General features: G+C 66.7%; 11 protein-coding genes and 2 tRNA genes. 9 read left to right on the forward strand and 4 right to left on the reverse strand.

The features are described 5' to 3' along the window. The first annotated feature begins 11 nt into the window (after positions 1 to 11). From AC5RV1_RS07440 to AC5RV1_RS07450, 3 genes are all read left to right on the forward strand, one after another. Entirely contained in the window at positions 12 to 1001 is a 990-nt protein-coding gene (locus AC5RV1_RS07440) for a DMT family transporter (RefSeq protein WP_493947323.1), read from the forward strand. Positions 1002 to 1146: 145 nt separating this feature from the next. Beyond that, on the forward strand, positions 1147 to 2532 hold the full coding sequence (locus AC5RV1_RS07445) for a glycine--tRNA ligase (protein ID WP_493947322.1): 1386 nt from the start codon (positions 1147 to 1149) through the stop codon (positions 2530 to 2532). 2 nt (positions 2533 to 2534) lie between these two features. Beyond that, entirely contained in the window at positions 2535 to 3569 is a 1035-nt protein-coding gene (locus tag AC5RV1_RS07450) for a GNAT family N-acetyltransferase (protein WP_493994070.1), read from the forward strand. 71 nt (positions 3570 to 3640) lie between these two features. On the opposite strand, the gene AC5RV1_RS07455 is transcribed toward AC5RV1_RS07450, so the two are convergent. Both AC5RV1_RS07455 and AC5RV1_RS07460 read right to left on the reverse strand, forming a co-directional pair. Beyond that, positions 3641 to 4441: a DUF1295 domain-containing protein gene (locus AC5RV1_RS07455; protein WP_493994071.1), complete on the reverse strand. Its 801-nt coding sequence runs from the start codon at positions 4439 to 4441 to the stop codon at positions 3641 to 3643. Beyond that, entirely contained in the window at positions 4438 to 5148 is a 711-nt protein-coding gene (locus AC5RV1_RS07460) for an alpha/beta hydrolase (protein ID WP_493947697.1), read from the reverse strand. The genes AC5RV1_RS07455 and AC5RV1_RS07460 overlap by 4 nt, the downstream gene beginning before the upstream one ends. 189 nt (positions 5149 to 5337) lie before the next feature. Between AC5RV1_RS07460 and AC5RV1_RS07465 the strand changes: the two genes are divergently transcribed. The 6 genes from AC5RV1_RS07465 to AC5RV1_RS07490 all read left to right on the forward strand — a co-directional run bounded on the left by AC5RV1_RS07465 (position 5338) and on the right by AC5RV1_RS07490 (position 11674). Next, entirely contained in the window at positions 5338 to 6819 is a 1482-nt protein-coding gene (locus tag AC5RV1_RS07465; RefSeq protein ID WP_493994072.1) for a YibE/F family protein, read from the forward strand. Between the two features lie 73 nt (positions 6820 to 6892). Beyond that, positions 6893 to 8071, forward strand: a complete 1179-nt coding sequence (gene dusB / locus AC5RV1_RS07470; RefSeq protein ID WP_493947318.1) for a tRNA dihydrouridine synthase DusB — start codon at positions 6893 to 6895, stop codon at positions 8069 to 8071. Beyond that, positions 8064 to 9353, forward strand: a complete 1290-nt coding sequence (locus AC5RV1_RS07475) for a deoxyguanosinetriphosphate triphosphohydrolase (protein ID WP_493947317.1) — start codon at positions 8064 to 8066, stop codon at positions 9351 to 9353. The genes dusB and AC5RV1_RS07475 overlap by 8 nt, the downstream gene beginning before the upstream one ends. 52 nt (positions 9354 to 9405) lie before the next feature. Beyond that, complete coding sequence (gene dnaG / locus AC5RV1_RS07480; protein WP_493994073.1) at positions 9406 to 11334, forward strand: DNA primase; 1929 nt, start codon at positions 9406 to 9408, stop codon at positions 11332 to 11334. A gap of 67 nt (positions 11335 to 11401) precedes the next feature. Continuing rightward, a tRNA-Asn gene (locus tag AC5RV1_RS07485) sits at positions 11402 to 11474 on the forward strand. A gap of 124 nt (positions 11475 to 11598) precedes the next feature. Next, a tRNA-Asn gene (locus tag AC5RV1_RS07490) sits at positions 11599 to 11674 on the forward strand. A gap of 49 nt (positions 11675 to 11723) precedes the next feature. Here AC5RV1_RS07490 and AC5RV1_RS07495 read toward each other — a convergent pair. Next, complete coding sequence (locus AC5RV1_RS07495; RefSeq protein WP_493994074.1) at positions 11724 to 12131, reverse strand: hypothetical protein; 408 nt, start codon at positions 12129 to 12131, stop codon at positions 11724 to 11726. A 110-nt stretch (positions 12132 to 12241) separates the two neighbouring features. Continuing rightward, positions 12242 to 12433 (reverse strand): hypothetical protein, encoded by a 192-nt coding sequence (locus AC5RV1_RS07500; RefSeq protein WP_493994075.1) that lies wholly within the window; start codon positions 12431 to 12433, stop codon positions 12242 to 12244.

Consider the following 12433-nt stretch of genomic DNA (forward strand, 5'->3'; position numbering starts at 1 on the left):
AGGTGGATTCAGTGACCTCCACCCATCGCCTGCCGCTGCTTGCAGGCCTTCCCCTGGCGGTGGGCGCAGGCCTGGCTATTCCCCTGCAGGGCCGGATTAACGGTGCCCTGGGCGCCCGGTTGAACGACGGCATCGCCGCTTCCGTGGTGAGCTTCAGCACAGGGCTCGTGGTGATGATCCTGATCTCGCTGCTCCTGCCGCGCGGCCGCGCCGGCCTGGCCAGCATCCTGCCGGCCGTCCGCAGCCGGGCCTTCCCCCGGATCTACGTCCTCGCCGGCGGCATTGGGGCGCTGTTCGTCTTTGCGCAGTCCTTTACGGTGGGCATCCTCGGCGTGGCCCTCTTCACCGTTGCCACAGTCACCGGGCAGACCGTCAGCGGGCTGCTCGTGGATCGGCTGGGGATTGGGCCGGCGGGCCGGAAGCCAGTCACCGGGATCCGGATCGTCGGCTGCCTGCTCACCATTGCCGCCGTCGCCTGGGCCGTGTCCCCGCGGTTCGCCGCGGGCGCCGGGCCCGGAACAGGGTCCGACGGCGGGCCGGCGGACCTGCTGCTGCCGCTCCTGCTCCCCGTCGCTGCCGGGTTCCTGATGAGCTTCCAGCAGGCCATGAACGGAACAGCCACCGTTCACTACGGCACACCGATCGCCGCCACCCTGGTCAATTTCGTGGCCGGTTCGGTGGTTCTCTGGACGGCGTACGCCATCAAGCTGGCCGTGGTTGGCGCAGGCAACCCGCTGCCGGGGGAGTGGTGGTACTACGTTGGCGGCCCGATGGGATGTGTGTTCATCGGTCTGGGCGCGCTGCTGGTCCGCAGCCTGGGCGTCCTGGTCACGGGCCTGGGCATGATCGCCGGGCAGCTGCTCGGCTCGCTTGCCCTGGACGTGATCCTGCCGGCGCCGGGGACCGTGGTTGCCCCGGCCACAGTGCTCGGCACCATCCTGACGCTGGCCGCCATCATCCTGGCAACCCTGCCCTGGCCGCGGGGCGCGCTCCGCAGGTAGGCACCGGTAGGCTAGGACACGCAGCTTTTTCGCATCTTTCCTTCATCCGCCCCCGCGGCAGCCAGCGGTCATGTGCCCCCGGCTTGCCCGGGGCCTGAAAACCGCGGACCGCACCCAGCGGCCCTGTAGAAATTGGAGTTACCCCATGGCAGCAAAATCCGTTCTCGACCAGGTCATTTCCCTCTCCAAGCGGAGGGGCTTTGTGTTCCAGGCCGGTGAGATCTACGGAGGTTCGCGCTCTGCCTGGGACTACGGGCCCCTCGGCGCCGAGCTGAAGGAAAACATTAAGCGCCAGTGGTGGCAGTCCATGGTCCGCGGCCGCGAGGACGTGGTGGGCCTGGACTCCTCCGTTATTCTGCCCCGCCAGGTGTGGGAAGCCTCCGGCCACGTTGAGGTCTTCTCCGACCCGCTGGTGGAATGCCTTTCCTGCCACAAGCGCTACCGCGCGGACCACCTCGAGGAAGAGTACGAGGAAAAGAAGGGCCGCCCCGCCGAGAACGGCCTGAAGGACATCGCCTGCGCCAACTGCGGTACCCGCGGTGAATGGACCGAGCCGCAGGAATTCAGCGGCCTCCTCAAGACCTTCCTGGGCCCGGTGGCCAGCGAGGAAGGCATGCACTACCTGCGCCCGGAAACGGCCCAGGGCATCTTCGTGAACTTCAACAACGTCCTCACCACCTCGCGCAAGAAGCCGCCGTTCGGCATCGGCCAGATCGGCAAGTCCTTCCGCAACGAGATCACGCCCGGCAACTTCATTTTCCGCACCCGCGAGTTCGAGCAGATGGAAATGGAGTTCTTCGTCGAGCCCGGCACGGATGAGGAATGGCACCAGTACTGGATGAAGGAGCGCATGTCCTGGTACACCGGCCTGGGCATCCGCGAGGAAAACCTGCGCTTCTTCGAGCACCCGCAGGAAAAGCTAAGCCACTACTCCAAGGGCACCACGGACATCGAGTACCGCTTTGGCTTCCAGGGTTCGGAATGGGGCGAGCTGGAAGGCATCGCCAACCGCACCGACTTCGACCTCTCCACCCACGCCAAGGCCTCCGGCCAGGACCTGAGCTACTTCAACCAGGCCACGAACGAGCGCTACACCCCCTACGTCATTGAGCCCGCCGCCGGCCTTACCCGCTCCTTCATGGCGTTCCTGGTGGACGCTTACACCGAGGACGAGGCCCCCAACGCCAAGGGCGGCGTGGACGTCCGCACCGTCCTGAAGCTGGATCCGCGCCTGGCCCCGGTCAAGGCCGCCGTGCTGCCGCTGAGCCGCAACGAGGACCTGTCACCGAAGGCCAAGGACCTCGGCGCGCAGCTGCGAAAGAACTGGAACATCGACTTCGACGATGCCGGCGCCATTGGCCGCCGCTACCGCCGCCAGGACGAAATCGGTACCCCGTTCTGCATCACCGTGGACTTCGACACCCTTGAGGACCAGGCCGTGACAATCCGCGAGCGGGACACCATGAGCCAGGAACGCGTTTCCCTGGACAAGGTGGAGGGCTACCTGGCCGCACGCCTGATCGGCGCCTAGCAGTGGCCATCGAATACCGCGAATGGCGCGAAGGTGACGACCTGGCCCTACTGGAGATCTGGGGCGACCCCGAAACGTACCAGGCCAGGCAGTTCCGCGGTGCGCTGGCGCTCTCATCGGACGGGGGCAGCGGCACGCCATGGCGGCGCTGCATCGTGGCCGAGGACGTGGAGGACGGCGTCGGAATCCCGGTCGCGGCGGGCGTCGTCTACGAGGCGTCCCTGCACCCGGAACGGCTGTGGACCTACATCGAGGTGGCGCGGGACCACCGGCGCTCCGGCATCGGCGCGACGCTCCTGACCATGCTGCGCCGGGAAGCGGAGCAGTCGGCGTCGGGCGTGTCCAGGCTCCGCGCGAAGGTGGAGCCGGGCACCCCGGGTGCCGCCTTCGCCGAGCACTTCGGCCTTTCGCCCATCCAGCGCTCCCGGCTGGTGGTAGTTGAACCGGGCGCCCTCCGGCTTCCGGTGTTCCCGGCGGATAACGACGGCGGCGGGCCTGCCAACGACGAAAACGCAGGCTCCGACGTCGTGATGGACCTGGCCACCGGCTCAGTGGAACTCACGGACGTTGTGGGCCGCTACTACACGGCGATCCACGGGTGGGATTCCCCGGGCGTACTGTCCGTGGGCCAGGTGCAAAGACTGTTCCTGGACGACCTCACCGGCGCCCATGGCGCCATCGTGCTGCGCGCCCGGCCCGAATCCGCTTTTGGTGCCGGGGTGGCCCCAAGCAAGAAGGGCCGGATCCGTGCCTTTGCGGTCAGCTACGCGGCGCCGGCAAACCCTGACGCGGCACCAAACCAGGAGGATGCCGGGCCGGAAACGCCCACGGACGTCTTCGTCGGCCACGAGCCCGCCCTCGCCCCGGACGACGCCGCGGAGGCAGTCCGGGACATGCTCGCCCTGATTGCGTACCAGCACCCGGTGATGCTGGAACTGGACGATTCGATGACGGCCCTCCGCGCCGCCGTCGAACCCCTGCTGGCAGGCGGCAAGGCCCGCCTCGCCGGACCGGAAACCCTGGTCGTCTCGGACTAGGCAGTGCCCAAGTGACCCGCAGTTAACCTCACCAGTACGCGGGGACGGTAGCTGCGGGTCACCTGCGTGCGTCAGCTTCGCTTGGGCGGCCAGGGGAGGAAGCTGCTGGTCGCCTCGACATACTCGCGGTACCCAGGCCGCCCGGACATCGCCTGCTCCGCCAGCGGCTTGCCCGTCTTCGCCGCCAACGTCCAGACCATCAATGCGGGCGAGAGGACGGTGAGGATCCCTGGCCATGAGTCGGCGGCGATCAGGAACAAGCCCGTCCATACGGCGGCGTCGCCGAAGTAGTTGGGGTGCCGGGTCAGGCGCCACAGGCCGGTGTCCAGGACAGTTCCGCGCCGGCGCGGGTCCCGTTTGAACTGCTGCAGTTGCCAGTCGCCCACCGTTTCAAAAAAGAACCCGGTGAGCCAGAGCAGGACGCCCAGGACGGCAAGCCAGCCCAAACCGCCCGTGGCGAACATACCAACCTGGACCGGCAGGGAAACGAAGAACATCACCAACCCCTGCGGCAGGTAGACCCGCCGCAGCGCATATATATCCCTGCTGCCGGGAGCAGCGCTTAGCAAGGCCTGGTATCGCGGGTCCTCGTGGCCGTCGCGGGCGCGCCAGCCGATATGGGCGCCCAGCCTCAACGCCCACACTGCGGTCAGCAGCAGGAGCAGCAGGGCCCTGGCGTCATCGCCTTCCCCGGCGGAAAGGAACCAGGACACCGCGGCAACCGCCACGAATCCGGGACCCCAGGCCACGTCCATCACCGAGTGCCGCCCCTGCCGGACTGCCACGGCGTACGTTACCGTGAGGACCGCGACGACGGTCAGCGCAGTCCACGGCAGGGCGGCGGCAAAGTCCCCCCAAGGGAAAGGACTCACAGGGTCACCTGAACCGACGATGCCGGCAGCAGCTGCTCAAACCCCCGTGGCAGTGGGACCGCAGCCCCGGTTGATTCACCGAAGGCTTTCAGGACAAACCCGGTGGAGAGTGTGTGCCACAGCCGGATCTTGCGGAACATAAAATGCCCGGCGCCTTTCAGGGCGACGTACTGCATGGATTCAGCATCGCCAGCGGCGCGCCGGGAAAACGCGAGCGACGCCGACGGGCTGGTCCACCTGTCGATGGTGCCGTGGACTACCAGCACCTTCCGCCCGGCCACTGCAGAAACCGGAGTCCCGGGGCTGAGCCAAGGCGCCAGGGCCACAACTGCTTCCACCCGCGGGTGGTCGGCAGCGCAGACCGCGGTCAGCCCGCCCATCGAATGGCCTACCAGAAACACGGGAACGCCGGGATGCTGGCTGCTGATCTGCTGCAAGGCCCAGCGCGCGTCCTGCAGCGGCGTCATGTCAGCCCCGTTCCAGCCGCGCACGCTGTTGCGCAAGGACCAAACCGCAAGGCCATGCTTTCTGCCGGCCCGGTGCAGGTGCCGTGCGAAGGGGACCATCCTGGCTGGGCTTAGGTGGCGGGCCTCCACCGGCTCGCGGCTGTGCGATTTTCCGCCGTGCAGCACCAGGGCAACCCCGAGGGTGGGCCCGGACGACGGGAGCACGCTGAGGACGGCCTGGGGGGCCGTTTCGGCGGGCATTCGTGCTGTGTCAGAACTGTGATTCTCCTCGGTGTTGCCGTTGGCCATGCCACGTTCCTCCCGGTTCTGGCGGTCCATTTATCAACCCTATGGTGCCGGACGTAGAGTTCAACGTATGAGGTTCTACTGCTGATGGGGTCCGGTCACTCCCACGCTTCTACAGGTCATTCGGAGCCGACGCCCCAAGCGATGGCCGCGCGCCGGAAGGCAAACCGCATCCTCGCGGCGGTGCTGATTCCACTGACCCTCCTGACCCTGGCCGGCATGGCAATGCTGTGGCCCTCCGGGAGCAAGGAGGGAGTCTCCTTGGCCAACCCGTACTCGGCTGCGCCCGGTGTCACGTTCGACACCGGCACCATCCAAAGCGTGGTCACCGAAAACTGCATGCAGGGTGTGGCCCAGCAAGGCCAGCAGTCTCCGGCCGAACAGAGCCAAAGCCAGCAGGGCCAAACCCAGCAGGGATCAGACTGCACGTTCGCCTTCACGGAACCGGATCAGGGCGGAAGCCCCGTCAAGGTGGTCATCAACCCGGACGTCGCGAAGTCGCACGGGGTCAAGCCCGGCGACCAGATCCGCTACCTTAACCTGTCCAACGCCCAGGGCGCTTCAGCGTCCCAAGGTTCGCCGGCCTTTATTTTTGTTGACTTCGTCCGAACCCTGCCCATAGTCCTGCTCGCACTTGTCTATGCTGCGGTGGTCATCGCGGTGGCCCGCTGGCGGGGCCTGCGGGCACTGATCGGACTCGTGGGCGCCTACTTCGTGCTGGCCAGCTTTATGCTTCCCGGCCTGGTGGAGGGGAAGCCGCCGCTGCTGCTGGCCCTGGTGGGATCCACGGTGATTATGATCGGGGTCCTGTACTTCGCCCACGGTTTCTCGGCCCGGACCTCCACCGCCCTCCTGGGCACCATGTTCGGGCTGGGGATCACGGCGCTCCTGGCCGCCTGGGCCACCGGCGCCGCAAACCTCGCGGGGGTGGGCAACCACGAAGCGACCACCCTGGTGAACACCTCGGCCAACATCTCCATCTCGGGCGTGATCCTGTGCGGGCTCATCATCTCCGGGCTCGGTGTGCTCAACGATGTGACCATCACGCAGTCCTCCGCCGTCTGGGAGCTGTACGAGCTGGCGCCCGGAAGCAGCGCCCGGAAGCTGTTCACTTCAGCAATGCGCATCGGGCGCGACCACATCGCCTCCACTGTCTACACCATCGCCTTCGCCTACGCCGGCGCGGCCCTGCCGATCCTTATCATCGTGATGCTCTACGACCGCCCGCTCGCTGACACACTCACCAGCGCGGAGCTGTCGGAAGAGGTCATCAGGACCTTGGTCGGTTCCATCGGCCTGGTCCTGGCGATCCCGGTCACCACCCTGATTGCGGTGCTGGTAGTTAAGGCGACCGGTTCACGGGGAGGGGAGCTTCCGGGGTCCGGGGCCAGCGGAACAGACACAGCAGGAACGGACACAGCAGGAACGGACACAGCAGGAACAGACGCAGCGGGAACAGACGACAGCGCCAGTGCGGCCAGCGCTGTACGTTCGGCCGGTGCTGTACGTTCGGGCAGTGCCGCCGCACATCCCGCCGTCAACCCGGACGATGTCAACGATACGGGGACGCTCGCCGCGGCGGCCCTGCAGACAAGGCGGGGCCGCAGGGCGGCGGAGCGCGACTGACGGCACCGGCTGCCCGGGGACGGGCCGGAACTGCTGAAATTCCCGATTTGCCCGGCTTTGCAACAATGGATAGGTGACTGTTGCAGCAACTACTCCCGCACCCAGGCTGGAACTCCCGCCCCTGAAGCTGGGCCCCATCACCGTGGACACCCCGGTGATCCTGGCGCCCATGGCCGGCATCACCAACTCGGCTTTTCGCAGGCTCTGCCGCGAATACGGCGGCGGCATGTACGTGGCGGAGATGGTCACCTCCCGCGCATTGGTGGAGCGGACGCCCGAATCCCTGCGGATTATTTCGCACGACGACGACGAGAAGGTGCGTTCCGTCCAGCTGTACGGTGTGGACCCGGTGACGGTGGGCCAGGCCGTGCGTATGCTGGTGGAGGAAGACCGGGCGGACCACATCGACCTGAACTTCGGCTGCCCCGTTCCCAAGGTGACCCGGCGCGGCGGCGGCTCGGCCCTGCCCTGGAAGATTGACCTCTTCACCTCGATCGTGCAGACCGCCGTCAAGGAAGCCTCCAAGGGCAATGTCCCGCTGACCATCAAGATGCGCAAGGGCATCGACGAGGACCACCTCACGTACCTCGACGCCGGCCGGATCGCACGCGATTCCGGCGTTGCCGCCGTCGCCCTCCACGGCAGGACGGCAGCGCAGTTCTACTCCGGACAGGCCGACTGGTCCGCGATCGCGCGCCTTCGCGAGGCGCTGCCCGACATTCCGGTGCTCGGCAACGGCGACATCTGGTCCGCCGAAGACGCGGTGCGGATGGTGCGCGAAACAGGTGTTGACGGCGTGGTGGTGGGCCGCGGCTGCCAGGGCCGGCCCTGGCTGTTCGGCGACCTGCAGGCCGCGTTCGAAGGCAGCGACACGCGCTTCCGCCCAAACCTGCGCCAGGTGGCGGAGGGGGTGTACCGCCACGCCGAGCTCATGGTGGAAACCTTCGGCGACGAGGGCAAGGCGTTGCGCGAGATCCGCAAACACATCGCCTGGTACTTCAAGGGCTACGTGGTGGGCGGCGAACTGCGGACCCGGCTGGCGCTGGTGACCAGCCTCCAGGTGCTGCGGGACACCCTGGCCGAACTTGACCTCGACTCGCCATACCCGGGAGGTGACGCCGAAGGTCCCCGCGGCCGCGCAGGATCGCCAAAGAAGCCGGCCCTGCCCAAGGACTGGCTGGAATCCCGGGCGCTGAACGCGGACCAGTCGAGGGACATCTCCGCTGCGGAACTGGACGTCTCCGGTGGCTGAGACCAGGACCAGCGCACCGGTGCTGCCGGGCTACGACAGCCATGATTCTGCCCGCTGGGTGGAGGAACCGCCCAAAAGCGTTTACCGTTCCGACTTTGAGCGTGACCGCGCGCGGGTGCTGCATTCTTCTGCCCTCCGCAGGCTGGGCGCCAAGACACAGGTGGTGGCGCCGGACACCGACGACTTCGTTCGGACGCGCCTCACCCACAGCCTCGAGGTGGCCCAAGTGGGCCGCGAGCTGGGCCGCGCCCTCGGTTGCGACCCGGACGTGGTGGACACGGCCTGCCTGAGCCACGACCTGGGCCACCCGCCGTTCGGCCATAACGGGGAATCCGCCTTGAACGAGGTGGCGCATGCCATCGGCGGCTTCGAAGGCAACGCCCAGACCCTCCGGTTGCTGACGCGCCTGGAACCCAAGGTGCTGACGGCAGACGATCAGCCGGCCGGGCTGAATCTCACCAGGGCCAGCCTTGACGCCGCAGCGAAGTACCCCTGGTCCGCGCTGGAAGCCCCGGTGATCCACGGGCAGCGCACCAGCAAGTTCGGCGCCTATGAGGACGACCTGCCCATCTTCAACTGGATCCGGGAAGGTGCCCCCGAACGCCGGTCCTGCCTGGAGGCCCAGGTGATGGACCTCGCCGACGACATTTCCTATTCGGTCCACGACGTCGAGGACGCGATCGTCGCCGGGCACTTCCAGCTCCGTTGGATGGATAACCCGGACCACCGTGCCCGGGTAGTGGGGTACGCCAAGCAGTGGTACCTGCCGCACAATGATCCCGCCGCCATCGATGCTGCCCTGGCGCGGCTGGAGGCCACGGACGTGTGGGTGCGCGAAGCGGACGGGAGCCGCAAGTCCATGGCGGCCCTGAAGAACATGACCAGCCAGTTGATCGGCCGGTTCTGCCAGAGCGCCCTGGAAACCACCCGTGCCGTTTACGGTCCGGAGAACCTCACCCGGTACAACGCCCAGCTTATGGTGCCGGACGAGACCGTTATGGAGATCGCCGTCATGAAGGGCCTGGCCACCACCTTTGTGATGACCACCGAGCACCGCCAGCCCATCTACGAACGCCAGCGCGAAGTACTGCACGCCCTGGTCACAGCGCTGAGCGCCACCGGCGACCGGCACCTTGAGCCGATGTTCGCGGCTGACTGGCGGGACGCGCCCGACGACGGCGCTCGCCTTCGCGTAGTGATCGACCAGGTGGCGTCACTCACTGACGGCTCGGCGCTGGCCATGTACGAACGGCTGGTGGGAAGCCTTCCGTCGCTGTGGTGAGGTGCGCAACAGGGCGCCGGTCGCCGTCGTACCCCGGGGCTAGGATGGCTCTGTGCCTGGGCTGATCAAACGTGAAGATATCGACGAAGTACGCCAGCGCACGGACATTAAGGAAGTAGTTGACGGCTACGTCACGCTCAAGGGCGCCGGGCTGGGCACCTTCAAGGGCCTCTGCCCGTTCCATGACGAGCGCTCGCCGTCCTTTACTGTCCGGCCCCAGGTGGGCCGCTACCACTGCTTCGGCTGCGGCGAGGACGGCGACGTCATTGCCTTCGTCCAGAAGCAGGACCACAGCTCCTTCCAGGAGGCCGTGGAAAAACTGGCTTCCCGGATTGGCTATGAGCTCCGGTACGAGGACGGCGGGACCGGTCCCAGCCGGGAAGAAGTGGGGCGGCGGCAGCGGCTGCTGGATGCCCACAAAATCGCCGACGAATTTTTCCAGGCGCAGCTTCTGACACCCGGCGCCGCGGAGGCCCGGACCTTCCTGCACGGCCGCGGGTTCGACCGTGCTGCCGCTGAACAGTTCGGCGTGGGTTACGCGCCGCAAGGCTGGGATGCGCTGCTCAAGCACCTCCGTGGCCGGGGCTTCACGGACGCCGAGCTGAAGCTCACCGGCATGTTTTCTGAAGGAAACCGGGGTATTTATGACCGGTTCCGTGGCCGCCTGATCTGGCCCATCCGGGACATCGCGGGGGACACCATTGGTTTCGGTGCCCGCAAGCTCTACGAGGACGACCAGGGCCCCAAGTACCTGAACACGCCCGAGACCACCTTGTACAAGAAATCCCAGGTGCTGTACGGGATTGACCTCGCGAAGCGCAACATCGCCAAGGACCGGCAGCTGGTGGTGGTGGAGGGCTACACGGACGTTATGGCCTGCCACCTGGCTGGGATTCCGACGGCGGTGGCCACCTGCGGCACCGCGTTCGGCACCGAGCACATCAAGATTGCCCGCAGGCTGCTTTCGGATGACGGCACCGGGGGAGAGGTGATCTTCACCTTCGACGGCGACGCCGCCGGCCAGAAGGCAGCCCTGCGCGCCTTTGAAGAGGACCAGCGCTTCACCGCGCAGACATTTGTGGCCGTGGAGCCCTCGGGGGCCGATCCATGCGACCTGCGCCAAAGCAAGGGTGATGAGGCAGTACATGCGCTGGTGCAGTCCCGGCGTCCGCTGTTTGAATTTGCCATCCGCACCACGCTGAAGCAGTTCAACCTGGACACTGTGGAAGGCCGCGTGCAGGGACTGAAGGCTTCAGTTCCGGTGGTCGCCGCCATCCGGGACGCTTCCACCCGCACTGGCTACTGCCAGGCGCTCACGGGCTGGCTGGGAATGCCGGACCCCAACGAGGTGCTGCGCCTGGTCACGGCAGAAGTCAAGAACGCAGCGAAGCGTGGCGACCAGGGCGGGCCTCCCGCCCCCGGTCCCCGGACTCCCTCAGGCGCCGCCCAACCGGGCGGCCCCGGGGTAGCTGCCGGGCCGCCGTCGGGCGCTGTCCCGTCCTTCCACCGCCCGGACCCGCGCGATCCGGTGGCTTCCATGGAGCGGCAGGCGCTGGAGGTTGCGCTGCAGGAGCCGGCTCTGCTTGCCGGCGGAATCTGGGAACGCTTCGCCGCGGCCCGTTTCGCTACCCCGGCCTTCCAGGCGGTCCATGACGCCATGCGGGCCACCGACCCTGCCCTCACCGCTGACCCCGTGCGCTGGGTGGAGCACGTGATGCACGAGGTCCCCGAGCCGCTGCGGCCGCTGGTCTCTGAACTGGCCGTGGTGCCGTTGCCTGCCAGCACGGAGGAAGCAGTGCAGAAATACTGCCGGGACATCCTGTCGCGGCTTTTCGAGCTCCAGATCACCCGGGTCAAGGCCGAGAAGATGGGCCAGCTCCAACGGCTGGATCCGGCCGCAGATCCGGAAACGTACCAGCGGCTCAACCGAGAGCTCATGATGCTGGAAATGGAACGCCGTGCCCTGCGCTCTGATGCCTAGGCCGCACCCCTGCTGTTCCCGATTTCGCTTCCAGCAAGGGTGTTTGCTAGGCTAATACCCGCTTCATTCCTCCTTAGCTCAATTGGCAGAGCATTCGACTGTTAATCGAAGGGTTGCTGGTTCAAGTCCAGCAGGAGGAGCGCGCAATCCCCGTTCCGGGCCTCCGGAACGGGGATTTTTTTGCCCTCGAAACCGTAAATCTGCCCGCAAAACAGCCGATTTCACTTTGGTGCGAATCCTTTGCTAATGTCATACCTGCTTCATTCCTCCTTAGCTCAATTGGCAGAGCATTCGACTGTTAATCGAAGGGTTGCTGGTTCAAGTCCAGCAGGAGGAGCCAACAGAAAAATCCCTGTTCCTCCACCGGAGGGACGGGGATTTTTCTTTACCTAGACGAAGTCCATTTCCACCTGAAGGAACCGCTCGGCCTCGGCGATCGCGGCGAGGAACGCCTCCTTTTCGGTGGGCGACTTCCGCGGCTGGCGCGGGTTCCACTCATGGGGCGCGGAATGGACGCGGACGAAGCCGGTGTCCGGCGGCGCGTAGAAGATGCCGAAGCGCTGCACAGGCCATTCCGGGGAGGTTTCAGGAGCCACCAGCAGGGCCGCTGCGAAGGCGGGGTTGTACCACTGGGCGATGGGCCGGCGGCGGTCCTCAGTAAAGAGTCCTGCCGCGTAGAGGGCTGCGGACTGCTCGCCGCTCTGGGCACACAACCGGTCCCACCACAGTGGCAGTATGCCGGTATCGCACCGTTGCCACGTGGCCGGAAGTGGCGGATGATCCTGCCAGCTGGGCACGGACACCATTTTATCCCGTGACAGGTCCACAGCGGCAGACGCCGGGGCCATGGCTCAGGCGTGCGGGGAGCACCGTGCGGGAAGCGCCGTGGCGGCCCGGGCGGGAGGAATCAGGGCCGGTTCCACGGCCCGGGGTTGACGCGGTACAGCAAAGCAGATCCCGCCACCATGCCCAGTACAATTCCCATCGCCGGGCTGCCCAGGGCACGGCCCGCGAAATAACCGGCGACGGCGCCCAGCACCGCCCCCAGGAAAAGTCCCCGGCGGTTCCGGTGCGGCTTGCGCCCTGCACTCTGCTTCAT

This window comes from Arthrobacter sp. Hb9-2 (assembly GCF_059091165.1).